Genomic DNA, 24957 nt, shown 5'->3' on the forward strand with positions numbered 1-24957 from the left:
TGTCAAAGGCTGTATTACCACCGCAGCAATGCAGCTCCCGCAGATGCAGAATGGAGTACATACTTCAATGTCATCATGATGACCGGCTGTATCCTGTGTAATTTCGACAGATTGGTTTTTGTTGAAAGTATTATGCGCATCAGTACAGGGCAATACCATTAATATCAGCAGGTAAGCCGATAAAAACACAGTAAATATTTGCCTGATATTTTGCATTGGTGTAAAGGTAAATATTAGTTAGTAAAGTTTAAAAATTAATGTGGGATAATATTTATTTTTCTTTTCGCGCTAAAATCTTCCCTCTTTAGTAATCAAATATTTTTTTTATCAAAAAAAATATTTGATTAATTTGTTGATTATCAATTTTTTTTCACTAAACACTTATTACTTTTTTTAAATCAATTTACTTACAGACATATTTGGTGCAAAGTCGGTGCATTTTAAAAATTGTACAATGAAACCATTATATTTTATTGAGGTTACAATATGAGGTTCAATTCCCGGCGCCAACAACAGACTTCTAACTAACCAATTGATCTTTAAAATTTCTTAGTGCTCCCCTTTTCACCAAGTCAATAATGTTAGTAACTACTTGTAAATAGGAATCAATTCAGTTTAAAATTATTAATAAAATAATCATAAATAAAGAATACGAAATATATAAGCAAATTTGCTTATATTTGTGCTATGGATAAGCAGTTTGAACGCTATAGAGGCATACATCCTGGGGCTATTTTACAACGCGAGCTTGCTAAAAGACAGCTTGCTCAACGTCCTTTTGCCTTGTCTATAGGTGAATTTCCACAAAGCCTAAATCAGATTATTCTCGGAAAACGCGACCTTTCTACCGCTACGGCGCTTAAACTTGAAAGGGCTCTCGACCTAAAAGAAGGTACCTTGGTATTACTACAGGCTTATTATGATATCGCCAAATTAAAAAAGAAAGAGGCAGCACACAATACTCCTGATCTCTCACGCCTGCGTAAATCCCTTTTCTGGGACACTAACATAGCCAAAGTTGATTGGCAACTTCAGGCACCGGCAGTAATCATGCGTATCTTTGAGCGCGGAAACTTGACTGAGAAAAAGGAGATAATGCGCTTTTACGGAAAAGAAAAGGTGCGCAAAACAATAGCAACACTACATGATTAAAATGTACTGGAATACCGTGAATCCGTTATTACAACAAGTGTTGTTACAATTGATGGAGCTACCTGAATTGCATCCTTTCCGTCTTGTTGGCGGCACATCACTTTCTTTGCAACATGGTCATAGGATTTCCATGGATATCGACCTGTTTACCGATGCGGATTACGGCAGTATTGATTTTGACAAGATAGAGCAAATTATGACTGGACTATTTGGGCAATTTGAAAAGGTATCTTCAGGTCCTGTGGGAATGGGTCGCTCCTACTTCCTGGGTACAGATCCCGAAAACACCATAAAGCTCGACCTTTTTTATACCACAGACCCTTTTATGCAGGATACTATCTCTATAGACGGTATCCGTATGGCGACCACTGAAGAAATTATTGCTATGAAGGTCGATATCATACAACGGGGCGGCCGAAAGAAAGACTTTTTTGACCTCTTTGAGCTGCTTCCTGCTTACCCTATTGCACGGATGCTGGCACTGCATGCTTTGCGGTATCCCTACAGCCACGACCGCAATCTCATAATAGCAAACTTTACCCGCTTTGAAGAGGCTGATACCGACTTCGATCCGGAATGCATGCGTGGGCGCTACTGGGAATTTATAAAGGAAGACTTCGAAATTGCACTCAAAGAGTATCGGTCACAAAATTTATAGTCATTGCATAACATTAGAATCTAAGGGGTTCATTATTGTTTTGTCGAAGTATTGGGTCAAGACATTTTATCGAAATGTCTACCCTTTTCAATAGGAAAAATATCGCCCGAAGACCGAATCTCAAGCTGTTCTTCTTCACCCACAAATGGACGTTTTGATAAATATTGAGTATCTTTGAAAATATAATCCGTTTTGGCGTTCTTACAAACCTCTGAAAGCACCGTTTTGTTTGTCTTTTTTTGTGATTTTTGGTTAAAACCTGTACCCCGATTGTACCTCGGGTTCAGGAAAAGCCTGTAAATACTGGATTGTTACTTTCTGCATCGGTAAGCAATTTCCTATTAAATTTAAAATACCTAATTATAGAACTATATAAAATATAAAACTCGCACCAGTGGTGCGAGTTTTATATGGTTACTCTTTATTCTCATTGAATAGCTCACTTAACTTTTGCTGTAGCAAGTCTTTATCAGGCAAAGATGTTTTGTACTGCGCCACTAAGGTTGGAGATAAACTCCTGTTAAGTGCATATTCAACTACCTCATTATCTTTATCCTTGCAAAGCAATATTCCGATACTGGGGTTCTCATGTTCTTTTTTCACTTTTCGATCCAGTGCTTCAAGATAAAAATTCAATTGCCCTAAATGCTCAGGCTTAAACCTGTCTGTCTTCAATTCAAATGCTACCAAACATTGTAAACTACGGTGGTAAAATAATAAGTCGATGTAAAAATCACTGTTCCCTACCTGAAGCTTGTACTCTTCACCAAAGAAAAGAAAATCCTTACCCAGCTCTAAAATGAAATCCTTCATCTGCGCTATAAGCCCGCGTTGAAGGTCACTCTCTCTGTAGGTCTCTGATAAATTTAGAAAATCGAAAATGTAACTGTCTTTAAAAGTTTTTTCAGCTTCAGGGTGGGTAGTCTTTATGGTGGGCGAAAGTTTGAGTCCGCCAATCATTACTCTTTCAAAAAGACCTGTAGAAATTTGCCGGTCCAATTCTCGCTTACTGTATTGGTTCTCTATGCTTATTTTTAGGTAAAAAGCTCGTTCTTCTTCTGTTTTGCATCGGCTCATTATGGAAAGATTTTGTGACCATCCTATTTCTCGCACCAGTGGTGCGAGAATTTCATCCGACCTATATGTTGAGTAAAACTGTCGCATCCTCCAAAGGTTAGAACCTGAAAAACCTTTCAAATCCGGATGTCTATTATTTAGGTATTGTCCTAATTCCTCAACAACGGATTGGCCCCATTGCGAGGATGTAATCTTTTCTTGTATATATCCCCCAATGTTCCAGTATAACTCTATTAAAGCCCGGTTTATATTCTTTATCGTATTGGAGCGTGCTATTTTTATAATAGAGGCTACCTCCTCAAACTCTTGTTCTTTCATAGCTTCAGATTTTAAAAATTCTTATCCAGTTTTATTTTTCCAGTTGCTTCTCTCTTTCTTTCATCCACAACTTTGGTATAGATTTGCGTAGTTTTTATACTCTTGTGTCCCAGCATTTTTGAGACTGTCAATATATCGGTTCCACTCGCTATCTGTAATGTGGCATAGGTATGTCTGAAACAATGGAAGGTTATATGTTTGCTTATTCCCGCGGCTGCAACCCAAACTGGTATGGTCCGGTCAAAATCCCACTTTTTTAAATCAGGGAATACTGGACTATTGTCTGCTCCGCGGTCACCCATGATCTCAAAGGCTTCCTCTGATATGGGGAGATTTTCAGGTTTTTCAGTCTTCTTTTGTGTAAATCGAATATAGCAGCCTTCACTTTGGGTATTGATTACTTCCTTCCATTTCAGCTTGGCTATGTCAGAATATCGTAATCCAGTAAGTATGGCAAATAAACCAACGCGCTTTACTTGTTCTTTCGGGCATTTTGCTTTGAATAGCGATATCACTTCTTCCATAGTGAGATAGTTTCGGTCAGATTCCTGTTCTTTGATACATTCCAGCCCAGTGTTGATATCCCTTTGCAGGAGTTGCTCTTTGTAGGCTTTTTTCAACGTCGTCTTTACTTTGTTATAATATGAAAGGGCAGTATTCCGGGCCAGCTTTTCTCCGGTTCTCCTGCTGCGGGCAGATAAAAGATAGTCACGATAGTCGTCTACTAATGCTACGGTCACATCCTTAAACTTTAGATCGCCCGATTCCAGAAAGTCGATAAAATGTTGAATGGCACTCAACCATATTTTTTGATTGTTCCCATAACGTTTATCGGCCTGTTTTTTAAAATATTGTAAAAACGATTTCTCTCCAATTTCCCTGATCCTTAGCTGTTCAAGTTCAAATGGGGTATAAATATCATTTTTGGCCATTTCGTTTTGACGGCGGATACATATTAGCTCCGCTGTTTTCTGGCATTCGGCATTATTCATTTTCTCCATTACATTTTTGGGCTTGGCAAAAAGGTAGAGTTTTAAGAATTCTCTACGGGAATATTCGCCAGTCTCCTCATTCAAACATGGAGGATAGAAATCCAGATAAAGGGAAAACTTTCCGTTAGCTATCGCCTTCCTTCGCAATGTTACTCTTGTCTTTTTCATAATCCATTAGCATTAAAAAGTAAATTGATATCGCGTTTGGCTACATAGGTGTAGCGGCCAATCGCGTATTTTGCGATGCCATATTGCTGAAGCAAATTGTAAAGGGCAGCTGGGGAGACATTGAATTTCTTTTGTACCTCGCTAATCGAATAGCAGGATTCAATGCCTTCGAATTCCTGTACCGGCTGATCAATTTCGGTGGTTATAGGCAGCGAGAAAAGGCTCTCCATATCTGCGCGACGCAATACGGTACGTCTGCCAAATTTTGCAACATTCAGACATCCTTTGTTAACTAGCCGGTAAATTGTCCGCCTACTGATGCCAAAAAGCAGGGCTGCCTGGTCAACATTGAGGTACTCCATGGCTTTAATTTTGACCAAATCGCCGGTTAGACTCGCCTCTGTTTGTGTCTTTATTTTATCTACAATTACTTGTTTTTCAGCAGCTTTGTAAGCCCTGCTGTTACATGTGTGCGAACAGTAACGGGTACGTGTAGTTCTGGCTATAAAAGTGTTTTTGCAGAACTCACAAATCTTCGGAATCTTTAAATTTGAACTCATAGTGTGACTCTTTGTGTCCCAACGTGCCTACATGTGCCTCTGTGTGTCTGTATGTGCCATAATTTCGCCATGGTTTGTACCTCGAAAAAAAAATGCAAACGAGGTACAACCGGGGTACAAATTTTAGCAAAGCATCGATAAACAAAGCTAAAATTACAGCAAATAAAAAACCAGTTAAACTGTTGTTTTATAACAATTTAACTGGTTTTGTTTGTGTTATCTTGTGATATTTTGTGCTAACTATTTGCCGATGCAGAAATTAGCAAAAATATTACCCAATAATTCATCGTTGGTTACCTGGCCTGTTATTTCTCCAAAATAATACAGTGCCTGACGAATATCTATTGCCATAAGGTCGGCAGAGATGTTGGACTGTAATCCAAACTGTACTTTTTGTATCTCGTCAAGGGCTTTAAGTAATGAATCGTAATGACGTGTATTGGTTACAATAGTTTCGTTATTACGCAATGCCCCTGTATTTACAAAAGATAATAGCTTTTCTTTAAGATCTTCTACTCCGATGTTTTCCTTAGCAGAAACTAAAAGCAATTCAGGTATTTGCTGCAGTGCATTTTCTTTTTGTATATCAGTAAGTTTATCGGCTTTATTGCCAATTATAACCAATGGCTTAAGTGGAAACTGATTCTTGATCTTTTCGAGTTCTGTTTTAAGATTCTCTCCCTGAATTTCAAATTGGGCACTGTCAAACAGGTAAACAACCACCTGAGCCTGTTCCATTTTTTCAAAGGTCTTTCGGATACCAATACTCTCAACAACATCTTCAGTTTCGCGAATTCCGGCAGTATCTATAAACCTGAATCCAATTCCGTTAATAACCAATTCATCTTCGATAGTATCTCTCGTAGTTCCGGCTATATCGCTAACAATAGCACGTTCTTCATTAAGCAAAGCATTAAGCAAAGTCGATTTACCTACATTTGGTTCACCAACAATGGCAACGGGTATGCCATTTTTAATGACATTCCCCACAGCAAACGAATCGATGAGACGCTTTAAAACAAAACTGATACGGTTTAAAAGCTCATGAAATTGTGTACGGTCGGCAAACTCAACATCTTCTTCAGCAAAATCGAGCTCCAACTCTATAAGCGATGCAAAGTTTAACAGTTCTTCGCGCAAACGTGCTATCTCATTACTAAAACCTCCACGCATTTGCTGCATGGCTATTTGGTGCGAAGCTTCATTATCACTGGCAACAAGATCGGCAACAGCTTCGGCCTGACTAAGGTCTAATTTGCCATTTAAAAATGCGCGTAAAGTAAATTCGCCTGCATTAGCCATGCGGCAACCTTTTCTTAAAAGAAGCTGAATTATTTGTTGTTGTATGTAGGTAGAGCCATGACATGAAATTTCTACCGTATTCTCACCAGTATAGGAGTTAGGGCCTTTAAATATTGATAAAAGCACCTGATCGTATATTTTACCATCATCTTGGATATGGCCAAGATGCAGTGTATGTGTTTTTTGGCGGGTTATATCTTTACCTGAAACTGAAAGAAATACTTTTGCTGCTGTAGTAATGGCATCTGCACCCGAAATTCGTATTACAGCAATAGCACCTGCTCCCGATGGGGTTGCCAATGCTACTATAGTATCTTGTGGTATCATTATAAAATTGTTTTTGCAAAGATACGCTTATACAAGTAGTTTTCATAAAAGCTTTATTTAGCTTTAGCTCCTGCTTTTACTAAAGTAATATCATCTACATAGCAAAAAGCATTAGCATCGCCCTGAGCTAAAAACCCGATTTCTACCGTTCCCGATTTTACAACTACGTTTGGTATTACTATTGTTTGCCATGAGGCATTTTCTCCTTTAATAAGATATTTGACCCTTTTACCTTTGCTTTCGGCATACATTTCTAACTGCTTAAAACCTTTACTGTTTTTTACTCTTGCAGTTAATGTATAAGTTCCGTCTTTCAATTCTACATAAGGCGTAGACGTTATGTGCTGGCTCACTTTTCTTTCAAACGCAACTTTATCGCTAATGTTAAGGCTCTTCTCCCCTATAACTTTTTTACGGTCTTCTTCGGTATTAAAATAATTGAGCTGAGGAGAGTTATCATCATCAACCGATACTTTATTCCCTTTAACAATAGTAGTTTCCCAACCTAACAAATGATCCTGAACAGGTTTAAAGCGGCTTGGAATTTTATTGCGGTCTGCCTCAAAACTACCATTCATTACATAGTTATTATCATCAGCAACGTTCCACTCCCCTGTTTTCTCATTTAAATTCCATGAGCTTAAAGAATTAAAATAGGGTTCTGTCCCTTTAAATGACAACGGAAACCATTGATTATATCCTAATCCGTTACCTGCAAAATCGGCCCAACGGTCTCCGCAATATAATACTGTTTGTTGCTTACTGCCTTTAACAGAAACAAAAAATCCTGTTTGAGTAACATGAGCATAATCTTTGGCACTGCCATCCATAATTTTCATATCGTTAACCGGATTATATGGACCATAAATATTATCAGCTACCAAATAGTACGCAAACGATGAATCCCAACCATAAATATTAGAAGCGCACATATAATATTTGCCATTATGTTTAAACATACAGTTGCCTTCACGGCTTTCACCCTTAAAGATTTGGTGACAGTCTAACAAACCAATTTTTCCATCCTTAATACCAATCTCTGACAGGTAAATTTTATTTCTCCCTCTTCCATAACAATATACTAAATACGATTTTCCAGAATCCTCATCAGTAAAAACAGTTTGATCTCCTGTATTGGTAGTACCAATAATAGGTTCCATGTTTATTTCATTATGCTCTGTAAACAATCCGGTGGGTGTGTCTGAAACTGCAACCAAGACCTTGCCTCCACGCTGCACGAACATGGCATACTTTTTAAGTTCTTTATTATATGCAACCCCCAAACGCCCCACCCATGTAGGTTCCATAGTAGTAAAGGCTTCTTTTTTTGTCATAACATCTGCTTCAAACTTCCAATTTACAAGATCGGTAGAACTATAGCAGGTAACTGTTTTAAAAGTTGCATTTTTTAGTGTCACTTGTGGTGCATTCCTGTAAATTTCGGCTTCTTCATAATTTACGCCATACCAGTAATATTTAATAACACCCTTACTGTCCGGAAAACTAAAAATGCCTCCACCCTGGCTGTAAATAGGATCGCCATCAACAGTATTCCAAAAAATATCGTTTTTAATATTTTGGGCGCAGATTGTACTAACTACACAAATTAGAAATATTGAAGAGAAGATTTTTGTATACATAATAATGCTTTTATCCTTAAAAAGGATTGGTTTAGAGCTATAAAGATGCTAAATTTTCCACGCATGTGCATCCTGCACTATCATGACATAAAAAATGCCCGAAACTTTTAAGTTTCGGGCACCAAATATTTTATTACAAAAGGGTTAGTTCGAAGTAATAACCGTTCCCTGTGCAGGTTGAGGGTTTACAGAGAACATACCTGTAAAAAAGCGATCCATACACGCCATATTTTCTGTCGCATTAGGTTGGGTGCTTATTTTATTGCCTGCCATGAAATATTTTTCGCAACGGTTGGCAATTGTCTTAGCCTGCATAGGTCCATACTTTTCTATAATTTTTATGTTTCTCACTTTAACCACATATCCTGCGGGGTCTACAAGTATAATGAATTCAAATTTAAGGTTGTTTTTCATTAAAGCAGTTCCTCCGTTACAGGTATTTTGTACCTCATTGCCAACACCCTTATACATATTATCTATAAAAGAACCCACCTTGAGGTTAGGTGATTTGTCCAGTACAGATACTATATTAGCCTTATCGGTAGTAAATACTCCTTCCCATATAATATCGGCTCCTTCAGCTTTCCAACCGGTTTGCGCAACTAATGGCAGACTAAATAAAAACAATAAAATAAAACTTTTCATAGCTATTAACTTTAATTAAATCAAAACCTTAACTGATAATTATGAAGCAAAATTAGCAATTTGATAATTAAAAAAAACAAGAAAAGGTTATTTTGTCATAAATTTATGCTGAACCCACAAAAAAAAGTTAATAATTGCCATTGAAACATTTACAATATTCTTAAGAAGATTTTACAAGACTGTTAAACCCACTCCACATTTAAATTTCATAATTTTAAAAAACAAAACTAAATTATAAGAATTATGAAACTTTTAAACCGCCCAAAAACGACTAAGAGAAATTTCTCTAAATATGATGTATCAGGTACAGATCCAAACCGTTATGCCTCAGTTTCCAATACTAAAGAGGCGGATATGTATCTAAAAGACAACAAAAAAAGCATCATTCCGGGTCTGACTGTAAATATTGGTAAAGCAGAACGTGCTATAATGATAGCTACAGGAGCCTTTTTACTTTATGATGCACTAAGAAAGAAGAATAAACGCAAAAAAATTGCTGAAGGAATTACCGCCGGAACAATGATTTTTAGAGGTATCAGCGGATATTGTCCTGCATATGATATTGCAGGAAAATAATGCCCCTGTAAACAGCACTTTGACACCTTTGACATAAAAAATACTTAAAATAGATTTTAAAAAACATATAAATAAATTAACTTAGCATTTTATTGATTTTTCCTAAAATTTCCCTGCTAAATGCCGACCAGCATTGTTACCCGTTTTCGCTTATTTATAAGACATAATTTTGCACGCCTCGAAGGTTTCTTTTTTGTTTTAAAAGGACTGCTTTCAGAGCGGCACTTTATTTATTTTTCGTGTGTGCTTGTAGCCATATCTACAGCTTTTGCCGTTATTGTTTTAAAAAGTTTTGCTCACAACGTTTTTTTGCTTGCCACCTATGTAAACCGCTATCTTAAGCTGCCTTACATAAACAGTATATTACCAATTGTAGGCATATTGTTAACGGTATTAGTAGTAAAGAGGCTGTTAGACGGCAAGATAGAAAAAGGAAGTTCGCGCATATTAGTAGCCGTAGCCAAAAAAGGAGGCATAATGCCGAGAAAGCAAATGTATGCCCAAATAATTACAAGTTCATTAACTGTTGGTCTTGGCGGATCGGCAGGATTAGAGTCACCCATTACTATCACAGGGGCAGCTTTCGGGTCTAACTTTGCACGAAAATATAAGTTAACAAAAAAAGACAGGATACTTTTATTGGCCTGTGGTGTGGCAGCAGGTGTAGCAGCAGCCTTTAATGCTCCCATTGCGGGGGTATTGTTTGCCATAGAGGTAATATTAACCGATGTTACCATATCGGCTTTTATTCCCATAATGATATCTGCAGCTACAGGCGCATTAGTGTCTACTATAGTACTTAACGAAGAGGTATTACTATCATTTAAACAACAGCAAACTTTTGACTATCATAATATTCCTTATTATATATTATTAGGAATACTGGCTGGCTTTGTATCGCTTTATCATGCAAAAACTTTTCAAAAGGTAGAGCGTCACTTTCACAACCTTCGGTTAAAAGGCTACCGCAAAGCACTGTATGGTGCCCTGCCACTTGCTATTTTAATTTTCCTTTTCCCGACCCTATTTGGTGAAGGATATGAAAGCATCAAAATACTTTCTAATACCCATCCGGAAGAATTATTGGAAAATACCCTGCTTGAAGGTTTTAAAAACAATGGCTGGATACTCCTGCTTTTTGCAGGTATTACTATGCTGCTAAAAGCCTATGCTACAGGCATTACATTGGCAAGTGGCGGTAATGGCGGCAACTTTGCACCATCATTGTTCGTAGGGTCTTATCTTGGTTTTTTTGTAGCTAAGTTCTTTATACTTATAGGCCTTGACAAAACCCTGCCTGTTGGCAATTTTACAATTGTAGGTATGGCCGGTATTTTGAGCGGACTTTTTCATGCACCATTAACCGCTATATTCTTAATTGGTGAAATTACAGGCGGCTACAATCTTATGGTACCCCTCATGATAGTATCTTCTATAAGTTTTGCGGTATCTAAGCAGTTTGAAACCTACTCTATGGATGTTAAAGATCTTGCCCATAAAGGACAGGTTTTTACCTCTAACAAAGACAAGAACATACTATCCAGCATTGATATACTTAATGTAGTTACTACTGATTTGCCAACGGTTTCGCTTAATCAAAAACCTGAAGATGTTGTAGCATTGCTTAGCGCTACCCAGCAAACGCATTTTGCCGTAATAGACGAAAAGAAAAGACTGATAGGCATTATAGATTTTAACAGTATAAGAAATGTGGTTTTCAATGCTTTTAAAATTAAGTACAGTAAAATCGAAGAAATAATGATTATTCCCCAGGAAGTAGCCTCTATGGAAGACTCTTTGGAAATGATCATGGAAAAGTTTGAAACCACAAATTCAAAATATTTGGTAGTTTTAAAAGACGATCGTTATTACGGCTTTATAGATAAATGTAAAGTACTAGAGGCCTACAGGGACGTATTGAAAGAAATGGTAATTGAATAATATTCAATTATGTCCAAAATAGAGACTTTTTAATTATACGTTAAAATACAAGTACATACAATTACTGTAGCATAACTTTATGCAACCAAGCAAAAAGTTATGCAGGAAAAGCAAATATTACTATATGATGTTATAATTATAGGCGGAAGTTATGCGGGCTTATCGGCAGCTATGTCGTTAGGGCGTTCTTTAAGAAGAATTCTAATTATAGATAGTGCCAACCCATGTAATAAGTCTACACCCTTTGCCCATAACTTTATTACCAACGACGGGCAAACTCCACAAAACATTCGAGATAATGCCCAAAAGCAGGTGCTTGCCTACCCTACCGTCACATTCTTAGAAGATCTGGCAACAGATGTAATACCTAACGATGAATTTTTTACCGTTCTTACAGAAAAGAACGAAACTTTTATCTCTAAAAAAATACTTTTTGCTACGGGAGTAACAGACACAATGCCCAATATATCAGGTTTTGGCGAATGTTGGGGTAAAACAATATTACATTGCCCCTACTGCCATGGGTATGAAGCCAAGGGTAAAAAAACCGCTGTTATTGGTAATGGAGATATGGGTTATGAACTGGCAAAGGTTATTAATCATTGGACAGATAACCTAACGCTTTACACTAACGGGACAAGCACATTAACCCCAAATGAAATGCTTAAACTGCAAAAGCATGATATAGCAGTGATTGAACATGATATTGATTATTTAGATCAGGAAAACGGCATACTCAAAGCAGTATATTTTAAAGATGCTACACCACAATATCCGGAAGTTATTTATACCCAATTGCCATTTATACAACAATGCAGTATACCTGAAAAATTGGGATTGAAAACTACCGAGAAAGGTTTTATACATGTAACTAACCATTTGGAAACATCAATACAAGGGATATTTGCAGCAGGAGACTGCCTTTCGCTGTTCCGGTCGGTAGCGCATGCAGTAGCATCGGGCAATAAGGCAGGTGCCATCATAAACAAATGTCTTATAGACGAAGAGTTCTAATAAAAAAGGTACTGATTTCGGTCAGCTAACAATTATTAGCATCCCGGCATCAGTACCTAAAGAAAAAGAAAAAAATTTAACTAAAAACGGTCTTTACTATTTAGTTCCATCCACCGCCAAGTGCACGGTAAACATTTACCATAGCACTCATTTGTTGCATTTTAGTTTCTATAAGATCAAATCTAGACTCTAATGCATCGCGCTGGGTTAATAAAACTTCCATATAATCTGCCCTTGCAGACATAAACAAATCGTTAGAAATATTAATAGACTGTGTAAGTGCATCTACCTCTTTAGACTTATAATCAAAGCTCTGCTTTAGGTTATTGATCTTATTTAATTGGTTAACCACCTCTACATAAGCATTTAAAACCGTTTTTTGATAGTTGTAAACAGCTTGCACCTGTTTGTTGTTAGCACTATAATAAGTTGCTTTTATTGCATTCCTGTTCACTAATGGTGCCATAAGGTCTCCCGCTATAGAATACATTAACGACTGAGGTGTTTTGATGAAATATTTAGGATCGAATGCCTGATAGCCTATCCCTGCAGAAATTCCAATCGACGGATAAAATCTTGCCTTAGCAGATTTAACATCGAGTTTAGCAGCAGCAAGGTCAAGCTCCGCCTGTTTAATATCGGGCCTGTTGGCCAATAGTTGAGACGGCAGACCGGTTTGGGCATCCTGCGTTGCAATATCTAAAAAAGCATCCTGGCTTCTTTCTACATGCTGGGGATAACGTCCTGCCAAATAATTAATACGATTCTCGGTCTCAGTTATCTTTTGCTGAATATCATATTGCAGGCTTTGTGTATTTAGCACCTGCGCCTGAAAACGTTTAACGGCAAGCTCTGTAACACGTGTGGCCTCTTTTTGCAGTTTTACAATTTCGAGCGCATTGGTTTGTATGCTAATGTTTTGCTTAACAATGGCAAGCTGATTGTCAAGAGCCAGCAATTCATAATAAGAGTCTGCAATTTCTGCAATCAGGTTGGTAACCATAAAGTTTTTACCTTCTACAGTAGACAGATACCTGCTAACGGCAGCTCTTTTTGCATTATGCAGCTTTCCCCATATATCGGCTTCCCAGCTTGCATAAGCCCCAATTTTATAATCGCCGATAGGTTCTGGGTTTTCCTTACCCGGAACAATCTCAATATTATGCTCTAAAGCTCCTGCAGGTGTATTGCGCGAAACTTTATCTACTCCTGCACCACCCTGCAAGCCTACAAAAGGCAAATATTCACCTTTACGGGCACGTATCTCGTTCTTAGAAACCTCTATTTCCTGTAATGTGATGTTTAGTTCCTGATTATTAACAAGCGCAGTATCAATAATAGCAGCCAGATAAGGGTCTTTAAAATATTGTTTCCACTTTATCGTTGCCGAATTTAGTGTATCGGCAGTTGCTCCGGCAGCATAAGCACCCGGCACTGTTTGCTTTTCGTTTTTAATAGCAACTTCCGGCAATTTACAGGCTGTAAAAGCAAGCGCTACAAGAGCGCCTGCTATATATTTATTCATTCTTTTTTTATTAGGCATCATGGTCATCGGTTTTAGGGAAATTATCTATTTGGTGTACCAGCTCTTCAGATAGCGAGCTGTCATCTTCAAACTGTATCAGTTTCCTGCCATCGGCAATAGATCCAAAAATGTAGTAAAGCCCCGGCACGATCACCACCCCAAAGATGGTTCCGAAAAGCATACCGCCCAAAGCAGCACTACCCAGCGTTTTGTTACCAATAGCTCCTGCACCTGTAGCCAACATTAACGGTATCAAACCGGCAATAAAGGCAAACGAAGTCATTAAGATAGGACGGAAACGTACTTTTGCACCCTCAATGGCAGCATCAAAAATAGTGGCACCTTCATGCCGCTTTTGGACGGCAAACTCCACTATCAGTACCGCGTTCTTGCCTAGGAGCCCCACAAGCATTATAAGACCTATTTGTGCATAAATATCATTTTGAAGTCCCATCAATTCTAATAAAAGGAACGAACCAAAAATACCCACAGGTAAAGAGAATATTACCGCTAACGGAATAATAAAGCTCTCATACTGTGCTGATAGCACAAAGTAAACAAATGCAGTTACAATCAGGAAGATGTATATTGACTCGTTACCCCTGTTCGACTCGTCATAAGAAAGACCTTCCCAGGCAATATCATATCCTTTAGGAAGTGTTTGCTTGGCTACCTCGCGCACGGCATCGATAGCTTCGGCAGTTGTATAGCCTTTTGCAGGAAGCCCCTGTATAGCTGCAGAGTTATACATGTTATAGCGGGTAATCTCGTTTGGTCCCTGTGTTTTTTTCAGTTTCATAAAAGCTGAATAAGGTACCATATCACCATGATCGTTTTTAACGAACAGGTTTAGCACGTCAGACGGAAGCCTCCTGAATTTAGGGTCAGACTGCACATACACTTTAAAGAAACGATCAAACTTAATAAAGCCCTGCTCATAAGTACTACCAATTAATATATCAAGGTTTTCCATGGCTTTGCCTATGGTTACACCCTTTTGCATGGCAAGGTTATTGTCTATTTCGAGTTCATATTGTGGGTAGTTAGCCGCAAAGAAGGTAAACAATCCCGAAAGCTCCTTACGTTTGCCAAGGGCTTCCATAAAGTCTTTATTTATCTTATCAAATTCCTGATAATCAGTAGTAGTATTTTTATCAAGCAAACGCATAGAGAAACCACCCGATGAACCAAACCCGGGAATGGCCGGTGGTTCAAAGAACTCAATTTTTGCTCCAAGCCCCTTAGATTTTTCCTCAAGTTCTTCCATGATCTCAGTAACTTTATGTTCCCTTTCATCCCATGGCTTAAGGTTAATCATACATGTACCGGCATTCGAACCACGACCTTCAGTCATAATTTCATAACCGGCAAGAGATGATACCGACTCTACTCCATCTATTTTCTCTGCTATTTTTTGCAGTTTTTGAGAAACCTGATTTGTAGTTTCAAGCGTAGATCCCGGAGGTGTCTGGATAATAGCATAAATAGTTCCCTGGTCTTCACTTGGTATAAAACCTGACGGAAGGATTTTGTTTACAAAGAAAGTACCGGCACAAAATGCTATCAATATAGTAAATGTAACCACCCTGCGGTTTACAATTACTTTAAGCAATCGTTCATACCTGCCTGTAAGCTTGTCAAATTTACTGTTGAATTTATCTAAACCTTTAGTAAGTATATTTTTCTTCTTAGCCTGTCCGTGTGTATTTTTCAGCAACATAGCACACAATACCGGAGTAAGTGTAAGCGCAATAATAGCCGAAATTACAATAGAGCTTGCCATAGTTATAGAGAACTGGCGGTAAAAAGTACCCACAGGACCGCTCATGAACGATATAGGAAGGAATACCGATACCATTACCGCTGTAATTGCTATAATAGCCCCACTGATCTCACCCAATACTTTTTTAACGGCCATGTAAGGCGATATATGAGGAAACTCTTCAAACTTGGCGTGCACGGCCTCTACCACTACAATGGCGTCATCTACCACAATACCAATGGCAAGTACCAACGCAAACATAGTAACCATGTTTATTGTAATGCCAAAGAACTGTATTACAAAGAACGCCCCCACCAACGATACCGGTACCGCTAATATTGGGATTAGTGTAGACCTCCAGTCGCCGAGGAAGATAAACACCACCAATGCTACAAGTATAAATGCATCTCTTAATGTATCGATTACCTGTTCAATTGATGCATCAAGGAATTTAGAAACGTCATAGCTAACTTTATAATCCATTCCCGGAGGGAACGTTTGTTTCATTTCTTCCAGCTTAGCTTTTACCGCAGCAATTACGTCACTGGCATTACTGCCATAGTTTTGCTTAAGCATTATAGATGCCGATGGGTGTCCGTCAAGATTAGAGTAAATATCAAAGAACTCACTGCCCAGCTCAGCACGGCCTATGTCTTTAAGGCGTATGCTTTCACCATCGGCATTTGCACGGATGATGATATTCTCATATTCGGCAGGCTCGCTAAAACGGCCTTTATAAGTCAATACATATTCTAACGATTGTGCGTTGATACCCGAGCTCTGGCCTATACGTCCCGGACGTCCAACGATACTTTGCTCTCCAAGAGCCTCCATAACCTCATCTACAGATACTTTATAAGCCCTCATACGGTCAGGGTTTAACCAAACACGCATAGCATAAGTACGGCTACCTAATATCTGCGACCTTGCCACACCTTTGATCCTGTTTATTTCAGGAAGCATTTTTACGTTGGCATAGTTATATAAAAACTTCTCATCCATGTTTTTACCTTTAGCATAAAGGTTAACATACATAAGCATACTTGGTTGTATTGGTGTAATAACCACACCCTCACGCTGAACCAGTTCCGGCAATAACGGCATAACCTGGTCTACACGGGTCTTTACCCGTATAACTGCCTGATTGGGGTCGGTTCCAGGTTCAAAAATTATCCTTAATGTGGCCTCGCCCGCACTGGTGGCATCAGTTGCCATATACCTCATGTCCTGCACACCATTAATGGCATTCTCTAAGGTAATAAGGGTTGATTTTACCAATACATCGGCACTTGCGCCGGGATAGGCTATAAATATATTTACTGTTGTTGGTGCAATATCTGGAAATTGCGATGTTGGCAATTGTTTGATTGCCAGCGTACCCATAAACACGATCATAATAGATATTACAATCGCAAACACGGGTCTGTGTATGAATTTACTAAACATCTTTTATCTTTTTAAGTTACTCCACTTATTCGGCATACAGGTCTAAATGAGAAATAACATATTCCGGTTTCTCTAATTTATACTCTACTTTTTCATTTTCTTTTACAAGGCGTATACCTTCTAATAGAATTTTGTCATCTGTAGATAACCCTTCGCTTATTATAAATATGTGAGGTAACTCTCCGGCGATTTTAACTTCGCGTGAATGTATTACGTTATTTTTATCTACAACATATACATATTTTTTATCAAGAACCTCGAAAGTAGCTTTTTGAGGTATCAGCATCGCGTTTTTATAAGGAACGGCCATTTCTATATTACCGGTCTCGCCATGGCGCAATAAACCTTCAGGATTAGGGAACGTAGCCCTGAACGATATGTTACCGGTTTCGTTATCAAAATCTGCTTCAATAGTAGAAACAACCCCACTGTGTTTAAATATCTCATTGTTAGCCATTAAAAGGTCAACCTTTTGAGGCTCTTTAGTTTGTGTTTTAGCTTTATAATCAAGATATTCAGCCTCCGGAACATTATAGTAAACCCACATTTTGCTGTTGTCAGAAAGTTCGGTTAGCAGGTCACCCTCATCTACAAGGCTACCCAGCCTTACATGAAAACGGTCTATAATACCGTCAAATGGAGCACGTATTTCTGTAAACTGTAAATGAACCTGGGTTAACGAAAGTTCAGCCTTGGCTTTATCCCATTTGGCTTTTGCCATGGCAAGTTCGTTAGGAGCAACAACTTTGCTGTCGGCAAGTCTTTTAGTGTTTTTATATTCTATCTCTGCAAAACTTGCTTCGGCTTTTGCCCTCTCCATTTCTGCCTGATACAGCTTAGGCATTATCTGGAACAAAAGCTGGCCTTTTTTTACAGACTGACCTTCATCTACATAAATTTTTTCTAAATAACCTCTTTCCTGTGCCCTAAGTTCTATATGCTGTATAGACTTAATTTGCGATACATACTCTTTTGTAATGGTAGTATCTTTAATTACAGGGTTGGTTACCAGGAATTTTTCTCCTTCTTTCTTTTCTTCTTCTTTTTTTGCACAGCTTGTGCTTAACATTAAGGCACACAAGCCCATTAGCATTACAATTCTGTTCATAATAATTGCTTTAAAAGCTAAACGTTTTTAATTAAATTTTTTAAAAGGGGAATTGTGTATATAGCAAGTAGCCGAAAAGTACATCCGTAAGCTGTAATAAAAGCTTATGAAAATGGCCTCACTAATAATTTACACATGGAAAACGAGAGGTAAATTAACGGTATAATTTACCCTTGAAAGATTTTAGATCAAATCCTGAATACACGAAATATTACGTGCAATTTTTGAGACGGAAAATTTAAAATATACCTGCAAACAGGCAGATTGATTTTTACCTTATCGCAAAAATATGAAGGTGTCGTGGTAAATAGCGCAAAGTTAGTGTATGCACTAAGGGTATTAAGTTTTTTGGACGGGTTAAGTTTTAATGAGGTTTCTTCCTCCTCATTTTCATTGTCGGTCAGTTCTGTCTTGTCATTTTGTTTAAACGTAAGCCCATCTGCCGATTTAACTGTAGTACCACTATCCGGTATAATTTGCTCTAAAGCACTATGAGCTTTGCCAAAATCTGAAAGTTCAAAATCTTCGGGAGCATGCAGGGAAGAAAAAGCAAACGGATTTACATGCGCATCTATATTGCTATATCCGCATAGAAGGGTAAGACTTACCCACATGAAAATTTTAAACAGAGACTTTTTCATCCGCCGCAAAATTACACAAAATGATTTAAACAAATCTGTTCAATTCTAAAAAAATTAAAATAACATTAAAAAGTACAGCTACAACAATTTCGCAACTATAAATGTTATAAAACAATCAATTTCAGAACTTTAAAATTTAAAAACTCTTTATATAGAGTCTCATACTTTTTCGGAAATGTTAAATAACAATTAGCGTGCCATTTGCAACATTAAAATATTTTAATTTTAAAACAAAGTCTAATTTATTCAATAACAGCATCATCAAGCTGTAGGTTGTTCAGGAAAGCAATGGTAGTTTCTATATCATAATGTAATATGCGGTCTTCGCTAACAAGCGGTACTTCTTCACGATATAGTTTAATAAACATCTCTAAAAACTCTCCAGATCGTAACGGCCTCCTGAACTCGATAGCCTGAGAAGCATTCATAAGTTCTATAGCAAGTATGCGCTCAAGGTTTTCCATAATGCGCAATGTTTTAGTGGCTGCATTAGCCCCCATGCTCACATGGTCTTCCTGTCCATTACTACTAACAATACTGTCTACACTTGCAGGAGTTGCCAGTTGTTTGTTTTGGCTTACAATTCCAGCAGCGGTATATTGCGGAATCATAAAACCGGAGTTAAGCCCAGGGTTGCTTACCAAAAAAGGCGGCAGCCCGCGCAGGCCACTTATAAGCTGATACGTTCTCCTTTCGGATATGCTTCCCAGTTCGGCAAGGGCTATACCCAAAAAGTCGAGTGCCAGGGCAAGCGGCTGACCGTGAAAGTTGCCTCCACTGATGATCTCATCGCTTTCAATAAAAATATTAGGATTATCTGTAACCGAATTGATCTCGGTCTTAAACACTTTCTTTACATAATCGATAGTGTCTTTTGTAGCACCATGCACTTGTGGTATGCAACGGAAAGAATACGGATCCTGAACATGTTTTTTTGGCTGGGCAATGATCTCGCTGTCTTCAAGCAGTTCATTAAACCTGCGTGCAGTAACAATTTGCCCTTTGTGAGGGCGGATTATGTGTATATGCTCATTAAACGGCTCTATGCGACCATCAAAACCTTCTAATGATACTGCACCAATAACATCAGCCAAATAAGAATATTTAATAGCTTTTAGCAACACATGTACACCATAAGCACTCATAAACTGGGTGCCGTTAAGCAATGCCAAGCCTTCTTTAGATTGAAGTACTATAGGCTCCCACCCCATTTTGTTAAGAACTTTAGAGGCAGGCTGACGGAAACCATCGCTGTACACCTCACCCTCGCCAAGCAAAGGCAGTGAAAGATGAGCCAACGGAGCAAGATCGCCCGATGCCCCTAACGAGCCTAATTGATATACTACAGGGAAAATATCGTTATTATAAAAATCAATAAGCCTTTCTACTGTAATTAGCTGCACACCACTATGCCCGTAGCTAAGAGACTGTATTTTGAGCAAGAGCATGATTTTTACAACCTCTTCAGGTACTTCGTTTCCCGTACCGCAAGCGTGCGATTTTACAAGGTTTTCCTGTAGCTTAGAAAGGTCGTTATTGGATATTTTTATGTTATAGAGCGAGCCAAACCCGGTGTTAATGCCATAGATAGGTTTATCATTATCCTGCATTTTATTGTCAAGGTAAGCGCGGCATTTTATAATGTTTGCCCTTGCCTCTTCAGATAAGGCGAGCTTTTTACCCTGCGAAAGGATATCGTTCACGATTTCAAGGGTTAAGAGCTCACTGCTGATATAATGTATAGTATCCATGTACACGATAGGTTTTAAACCCCAAAATTCATTAAACTGCAATTAAAAAACAACAATTTTACCAAAAATTCAGAATTTAGCCTTTTCCTTTTCTATTTTAAGGTATGCTTTACCTGTGTAGTTTATAACATCTGATGCTGTAAATGCCTGATGTCCTGTCTCGCTTACAGCAATATCGGCCGTAAGCCCGTGCAGATAGACACCAAAAATTGCAGCATCGGCCGACGGATAACCCTGTGCCAATAATCCGGTTATAATTCCTGTAAGTGTATCGCCTGTACCACCTGTTGCAAGGGCAGCATTGCCCGTAGAATTTATATAAATTTCACTACCATTACATACCATGGTATGAGAATCTTTAGCAACTATAATAACATTATATGTTTTACTAAACTGTTTTATCTTTTCAAGACGGTCAAAATCGTCTTGCCATTTACCTACAAGTCGTTCAAGTTCTTTAGGGTGCGGTGTAAGTACACTGTGTTGTGGTAATAAAGAAAGCCACTCTTTATTATACGATAGTATATTAAGTGCATCGGCATCTATAACTAACGGAATAGTTGATGCTTTTAGTAACTCATAGAATGCCTGCTGGGTTTCGGGGTGTTGCCCCAGGCCGGGGCCTATGCCTATAGCCTTTGGCTGAAGATCGAAACTTATTTTGGTAATATGCCTGTCGCCATCAGTAAGTGCCATAGCCTCAGGCAGGCTTGTTTGAATTATGTTGTAACCACACTCTGGCAAGTAGGCCGTTACCAGCCCACAACCCGATTTTAAGGCTGCCTTAGCAGCCAAACAAACTGCCCCTATTTTACCGTGACTTCCCCCTACTATCAAGGCATGCCCCTGAGTGCCTTTGTGTGCATGGGGCTTAACCGGGCGGTAATGCCTGCATGCATATTTAGTATTTACCAAATGGTAATAAGAAGATAAACCAGAGACAAACTCTTTATCAAGACCAATATCCAATATCTCTATTTTATTCACAAAATCATTGTTTCCCGGCAGATAAAATGCCAGTTTAGGAAAGTGGAATGTTAGCACCACATCACTTTCTACGGCAACCTCAGTAGGTTTATCCATAAACAGGCCCGATGGTGCATCTATAGAAATTACCTGTCCGTTGTGTTGGTTAATCCTGTCAATTACCTCTTTTACATCTGCTGATAATTCACGATTGATGCCAATACCAAAAATAGCATCGATATAGATCAGTTTACCTTTTTCAAATTCGTAGTCCTCCTCTGTGTTACACTCCAAACCTGTTTGTTTTATCAACGCAAGGGCAACATCAAATTCAGGAGTGGGTTTGCCTGCTCCCTGCACAATGTCTACAACAACAGGATAATTATCTTCTTTAAGCAGCCGTGCTACCACAAGGCCGTCGCCGCCATTATTGCCCTGCCCGCAAAATATATGAAAAGTGGTCTCCTTATCGGCAAAATGCTTTTTTAACCATAAAAAAACTTCAAAAGAGGCACGTTCCATTAATTGCACAGAAGTTATGCCTTGATTGCTTATTGTTATTTTATCAGCCTCTCTAATGTTTTTTGTGTCAAAAATCTTCATTTACCATTATAATTGTTTCATTTATAAAATATCCGTAAAAAGCCTCGTTACACTTTGCTGCCTATGTAAATTTATTACATTTGTAACTATATGACAGGTAATAGCAACAAATATTTAACTACAGGCATCGGCAATACTACTGCCGGGGTGGTAAATATTACTATTACATCAACTACCACCACCCCATTGGGGGTATAATCTTTACATATAGAACACCTGCCATGGTTATTTTTTAAATAACTTAGCCAACCATTACCATAAATCTAAATACCTACTCATGAACATTTTAAAGTTTGGCGGAACATCTGTAGCCAATGCACAAAATATATCGCTCTGTATAAATATTGTTAAACAAAAAAAGCAAACTGCACCCGTGGTTGTGGTGGTTTCTGCCCTAGGAGGAGTAACCGATTTGCTCTTATCTGCTGCCATTAGTGCCAGCGAAAAAAGCGAAGATTACAAACAGGTACTCGAAAAAGTTGAGTCACGCCACCTTGAGGTTATTAAAACGCTCGTTCCTGCCACAGGCCAAAGCAGTGTGCTGAGCCATGCCAAAAGAGAACTTAACCGCCTTGAAACCTTATTAGATGGCTGCTACTTATTAGAAGAATTATCTGAGCGCACAAAAGATTTGATACTGTCGTTTGGAGAAGTATTATCGTCTTACATAATATCGGAAGTATTAAAAGCACAGGACGAAGATGCTGCCCTTGCAGACAGCCGCGAACTTATAAAAACCAACAGCCGCTTTGGTAAAGCAGTTGTAAACTTTGAGATAACCAATGCACTTATTGCCGATTATTTTAAAGCCAAAAAACACGATATTTTTGTAATGCCCGGTTTTATTGCTCAGCAGGCTGACGGACATACAACAACTTTAGGTCGCGGCGGAAGCGATTATACTGCAGCCATTGTTGCCGCAGCCCTTGATGTGGAAAGCCTTGAAATATGGACCGATGTAAACGGTATTTATACCGCCAACCCTAAAATTGTTAAGCAGGCTGAACCGATACCTTACATTACTTTTGAAGAAGCCATGGAGCTTTCGCATTTTGGTGCAAAAGTGCTCTACCCCCCTACCATTCAGCCGATACTGAATAAAGATATTACCCTTCATATCAAAAATACTTTTGAGCCGGAAGCACACGGTAGTACCATTAATAAAGTACCAGAGGTTAAAAGCAGCAACCCTATTCGTGGTATAAGCAATGTAGACGACATTACACTTATTACCCTTGAAGGTCCCGGTATGGTGGGTGTGGCAGGTTTCTCAAAACGTTTGTTTGAAGTTATTTCTAAAGAAAATATCAATGTTATCTTTATTACACAGGCATCGTCTGAGCATTCTATATGCCTTGGTATTGCCGAAGCTGAAGCCAAAAAGGCTGAAACCGCTATTAATGCCGAATTTGATTTTGAAATAAAGCAGCTCAAAATTTATCCTGCTATTATTGAAAACGGGCTTTCTATAATTGCAGTGGTGGGCGAAAACATGAAAAACTTTCAGGGCCTTAGCGGGCGCATGTTTAGCTCGTTGGGCAAGAACAATATTAACATCCGCGCCATCGCGCAGGGAGCTTCTGAAAGAAATATATCGGCGGTAATTGATAAAAAAGACGTCAAGAAAGCGCTTAATACCCTGCACGAAACCTTTTTTGAAGACGCTACCGTACAGCTCAACCTGTTTGTTATGGGTGTAGGTAATGTGGGAGAAAAATTCCTTGACCAGATACGCTCACAATACAATTATCTTAAAGATAACCTTAAGATAAACGTACGCATAGCAGGGCTTTCTAACTCTAAAAAAATGTATTTTGATGAAGAAGGTATTGACCTTGCCAACTTTAAATCGTTGTTACAAAGCGGAGAGGCCACAAGCACCGATGGTTTTGTTAGCAAAATAAAAGAACTCAACCTGCGCAACAGTATTTTTGTAGACAATACTGCCAGCGATGTAGTTGCAGGCAGTTATGCCCAGTATCTAAAAAATAGCATAGCGGTTGTTACCTGTAATAAAGTTGCCTGCGCATCAGAATATTCTAATTATAAGCATCTTAAAAGTTTATCGAGGCAATACAATGCTCCGTTTTTGTTTGAGACCAATGTGGGCGCAGGGCTTCCAATTATAGATACACTTAAAAATTTGGTTGCCAGCGGCGACAGGGTACACAAAATACAGGCTGTGCTTAGCGGTAGCCTAAACTTTATATTTAACAACTTTGATGAGAATAACTCTTTTCATGATGTGGTTAAACAGGCCATGGCCGAAGGCTATACAGAACCGGATCCTAAGATAGACCTTAGTGGTATTGATGTTAAACGCAAACTCGTTATCCTTATTCGCGAGAGTGGCTACGAAATGGAGATAGACGATATCGAAACCCATTCTTTCCTACCGGAAGAATGCCTTGCCACAACTAACAACGAAGACTTTTTACAGTCGTTAAAAGACCATGCCGAACACTTTAATAACCTTTATGCACAAGCCAGGGCACAATACAGCAAACTTAAATTTGTAGCATCGTTTAAAAACGGAAAAGCGAATGTTAGTTTACAGTTCATTCCGGCCGACCATCCGTTCTATAATCTTGAAGGTAAAGACAATATAGTACTTTTCTCTACTGACCGTTATGCCGACCAGCCTCTTATAATTAAGGGTGCAGGAGCAGGAGCTGATGTAACCGCTTCGGGCATTTTTGCAGATGTAATACGTATTGGAAATAAATAGTAGAGACACGAATTGCACTAATTTCACTAATCCTTTTTTGTAATAATTTGTGAAAAT

Annotated in this window: 19 protein-coding genes; 6 read left to right on the top strand and 13 right to left on the bottom strand. The window is 38.5% G+C overall.

The features are described from left to right. Positions 1 to 216 (bottom strand): DUF6660 family protein (locus GR160_RS19610; RefSeq protein WP_370519235.1); only part of this gene is annotated, 216 nt, incomplete at its 3' end. A gap of 471 nt (positions 217 to 687) precedes the next feature. On the opposite strand from GR160_RS19610, the gene GR160_RS17800 reads away from it, so the two are divergent. Both GR160_RS17800 and GR160_RS17805 read left to right on the top strand, forming a co-directional pair. Next, positions 688 to 1152 carry a plasmid maintenance system antidote protein gene (locus GR160_RS17800; protein WP_160751254.1) on the top strand — a complete coding sequence of 155 codons (465 nt, stop codon included), beginning with the start codon at positions 688 to 690 and terminating at the stop codon, positions 1150 to 1152. Between the two features lie 52 nt (positions 1153 to 1204). Further along, complete coding sequence (locus tag GR160_RS17805) at positions 1205 to 1810, top strand: nucleotidyl transferase AbiEii/AbiGii toxin family protein (RefSeq protein ID WP_237421250.1); 606 nt, start codon at positions 1205 to 1207, stop codon at positions 1808 to 1810. A gap of 414 nt (positions 1811 to 2224) precedes the next feature. Here the strand turns inward: GR160_RS17805 and GR160_RS17810 are convergent, their stop codons facing one another. The 6 genes from GR160_RS17810 to GR160_RS17835 all read right to left on the bottom strand — a co-directional run bounded on the left by GR160_RS17810 (position 2225) and on the right by GR160_RS17835 (position 8839). After that, positions 2225 to 3205, bottom strand: coding sequence for a YhcG family protein (locus GR160_RS17810; RefSeq protein ID WP_160751255.1), 981 nt, complete (start codon positions 3203 to 3205; stop codon positions 2225 to 2227). 11 nt (positions 3206 to 3216) lie between these two features. Further along, on the bottom strand, positions 3217 to 4365 hold the full coding sequence (locus tag GR160_RS17815) for a site-specific integrase (protein WP_160751256.1): 1149 nt from the start codon (positions 4363 to 4365) through the stop codon (positions 3217 to 3219). Beyond that, positions 4362 to 4925, bottom strand: coding sequence for a helix-turn-helix domain-containing protein (locus GR160_RS17820; RefSeq protein WP_160751257.1), 564 nt, complete (start codon positions 4923 to 4925; stop codon positions 4362 to 4364). Before GR160_RS17820 ends, GR160_RS17815 begins: the two co-directional genes overlap by 4 nt. Before the next feature lie 240 nt (positions 4926 to 5165). Continuing rightward, the gene (gene mnmE, locus GR160_RS17825; RefSeq protein WP_160751258.1) at positions 5166 to 6554 is read right to left on the bottom strand and encodes a tRNA uridine-5-carboxymethylaminomethyl(34) synthesis GTPase MnmE; all 1389 of its coding nucleotides are present in this window, start codon (positions 6552 to 6554) and stop codon (positions 5166 to 5168) included. Positions 6555 to 6607: 53 nt separating this feature from the next. Then, a complete protein-coding gene (locus tag GR160_RS17830) occupies positions 6608 to 8194 on the bottom strand; it encodes a family 43 glycosylhydrolase (RefSeq protein WP_160751259.1) in 1587 nt (528 codons plus the stop codon). Positions 8195 to 8338: 144 nt separating this feature from the next. Continuing rightward, the gene (locus GR160_RS17835) at positions 8339 to 8839 is read right to left on the bottom strand and encodes a hypothetical protein (RefSeq protein WP_160751260.1); all 501 of its coding nucleotides are present in this window, start codon (positions 8837 to 8839) and stop codon (positions 8339 to 8341) included. 243 nt (positions 8840 to 9082) lie between these two features. On the opposite strand from GR160_RS17835, the gene GR160_RS17840 reads away from it, so the two are divergent. The 3 genes from GR160_RS17840 (at position 9083) to GR160_RS17850 (ending at position 12370) form a co-directional block, all read left to right on the top strand. Next, positions 9083 to 9415 (top strand): DUF2892 domain-containing protein, encoded by a 333-nt coding sequence (locus GR160_RS17840; RefSeq protein ID WP_160751261.1) that lies wholly within the window; start codon positions 9083 to 9085, stop codon positions 9413 to 9415. Between the two features lie 120 nt (positions 9416 to 9535). Continuing rightward, complete coding sequence (locus tag GR160_RS17845) at positions 9536 to 11356, top strand: chloride channel protein (protein ID WP_160751262.1); 1821 nt, start codon at positions 9536 to 9538, stop codon at positions 11354 to 11356. 99 nt (positions 11357 to 11455) lie between these two features. After that, a complete protein-coding gene (locus tag GR160_RS17850) occupies positions 11456 to 12370 on the top strand; it encodes an NAD(P)/FAD-dependent oxidoreductase (protein WP_160751263.1) in 915 nt (304 codons plus the stop codon). A gap of 100 nt (positions 12371 to 12470) precedes the next feature. On the opposite strand, the gene GR160_RS17855 is transcribed toward GR160_RS17850, so the two are convergent. From GR160_RS17855 to GR160_RS17880, 6 genes are all read right to left on the bottom strand, one after another. Next, positions 12471 to 13916: a TolC family protein gene (locus GR160_RS17855; RefSeq protein ID WP_160751264.1), complete on the bottom strand. Its 1446-nt coding sequence runs from the start codon at positions 13914 to 13916 to the stop codon at positions 12471 to 12473. Then, complete coding sequence (locus GR160_RS17860) at positions 13906 to 17103, bottom strand: efflux RND transporter permease subunit (RefSeq protein ID WP_160751265.1); 3198 nt, start codon at positions 17101 to 17103, stop codon at positions 13906 to 13908. Before GR160_RS17860 ends, GR160_RS17855 begins: the two co-directional genes overlap by 11 nt. A 25-nt stretch (positions 17104 to 17128) precedes the next feature. Then, on the bottom strand, positions 17129 to 18211 hold the full coding sequence (locus GR160_RS17865; protein WP_160751266.1) for an efflux RND transporter periplasmic adaptor subunit: 1083 nt from the start codon (positions 18209 to 18211) through the stop codon (positions 17129 to 17131). Between the two features lie 188 nt (positions 18212 to 18399). Then, complete coding sequence (locus GR160_RS17870) at positions 18400 to 18852, bottom strand: hypothetical protein (RefSeq protein ID WP_160751267.1); 453 nt, start codon at positions 18850 to 18852, stop codon at positions 18400 to 18402. A 242-nt stretch (positions 18853 to 19094) separates the two neighbouring features. After that, positions 19095 to 20603, bottom strand: coding sequence for a histidine ammonia-lyase (gene hutH, locus GR160_RS17875; protein WP_160751268.1), 1509 nt, complete (start codon positions 20601 to 20603; stop codon positions 19095 to 19097). Between the two features lie 69 nt (positions 20604 to 20672). Continuing rightward, on the bottom strand, positions 20673 to 22172 hold the full coding sequence (locus GR160_RS17880) for an NAD(P)H-hydrate dehydratase (protein ID WP_160751269.1): 1500 nt from the start codon (positions 22170 to 22172) through the stop codon (positions 20673 to 20675). A gap of 277 nt (positions 22173 to 22449) precedes the next feature. Between GR160_RS17880 and thrA the strand changes: the two genes are divergently transcribed. After that, entirely contained in the window at positions 22450 to 24900 is a 2451-nt protein-coding gene (thrA, locus tag GR160_RS17885; RefSeq protein ID WP_160751270.1) for a bifunctional aspartate kinase/homoserine dehydrogenase I, read from the top strand. Positions 24901 to 24957: the final 57 nt, after the last annotated feature.

It is taken from the genome of Flavobacterium sp. Sd200 (assembly GCF_009826935.1).
GTDB lineage: Bacteria > Bacteroidota > Bacteroidia > Flavobacteriales > Flavobacteriaceae > Flavobacterium.

Bases quoted from the DNA above. Each gene is read 5' to 3' on its own strand.
- GR160_RS17850 (WP_160751263.1), top strand. From the start codon at position 11,456: ATGCAGGAAAAGCAAATATTACTATATGATGTTATAATTATAGGCGGA.
- GR160_RS17800 (WP_160751254.1), top strand. From the start codon at position 688: ATGGATAAGCAGTTTGAACGCTATAGAGGCATACATCCTGGGGCTATT.
- GR160_RS17835 (WP_160751260.1), bottom strand. From the start codon at position 8,839: ATGAAAAGTTTTATTTTATTGTTTTTATTTAGTCTGCCATTAGTTGCG.
- mnmE (WP_160751258.1), bottom strand. From the start codon at position 6,554: ATGATACCACAAGATACTATAGTAGCATTGGCAACCCCATCGGGAGCA.
- GR160_RS17815 (WP_160751256.1), bottom strand. From the start codon at position 4,365: ATGAAAAAGACAAGAGTAACATTGCGAAGGAAGGCGATAGCTAACGGA.
- GR160_RS17860 (WP_160751265.1), bottom strand. From the start codon at position 17,103: ATGTTTAGTAAATTCATACACAGACCCGTGTTTGCGATTGTAATATCT.
- thrA (WP_160751270.1), top strand. From the start codon at position 22,450: ATGAACATTTTAAAGTTTGGCGGAACATCTGTAGCCAATGCACAAAAT.
- hutH (WP_160751268.1), bottom strand. From the start codon at position 20,603: ATGGATACTATACATTATATCAGCAGTGAGCTCTTAACCCTTGAAATC.
- GR160_RS17855 (WP_160751264.1), bottom strand. From the start codon at position 13,916: ATGATGCCTAATAAAAAAAGAATGAATAAATATATAGCAGGCGCTCTT.
- GR160_RS17865 (WP_160751266.1), bottom strand. From the start codon at position 18,211: ATGAACAGAATTGTAATGCTAATGGGCTTGTGTGCCTTAATGTTAAGC.
- GR160_RS17880 (WP_160751269.1), bottom strand. From the start codon at position 22,172: ATGAAGATTTTTGACACAAAAAACATTAGAGAGGCTGATAAAATAACA.
- GR160_RS17820 (WP_160751257.1), bottom strand. From the start codon at position 4,925: ATGAGTTCAAATTTAAAGATTCCGAAGATTTGTGAGTTCTGCAAAAAC.
- GR160_RS17805 (WP_237421250.1), top strand. From the start codon at position 1,205: ATGGAGCTACCTGAATTGCATCCTTTCCGTCTTGTTGGCGGCACATCA.
- GR160_RS17810 (WP_160751255.1), bottom strand. From the start codon at position 3,205: ATGAAAGAACAAGAGTTTGAGGAGGTAGCCTCTATTATAAAAATAGCA.
- GR160_RS17845 (WP_160751262.1), top strand. From the start codon at position 9,536: ATGCCGACCAGCATTGTTACCCGTTTTCGCTTATTTATAAGACATAAT.
- GR160_RS17830 (WP_160751259.1), bottom strand. From the start codon at position 8,194: ATGTATACAAAAATCTTCTCTTCAATATTTCTAATTTGTGTAGTTAGT.
- GR160_RS17870 (WP_160751267.1), bottom strand. From the start codon at position 18,852: ATGAAAAAGTCTCTGTTTAAAATTTTCATGTGGGTAAGTCTTACCCTT.
- GR160_RS17840 (WP_160751261.1), top strand. From the start codon at position 9,083: ATGAAACTTTTAAACCGCCCAAAAACGACTAAGAGAAATTTCTCTAAA.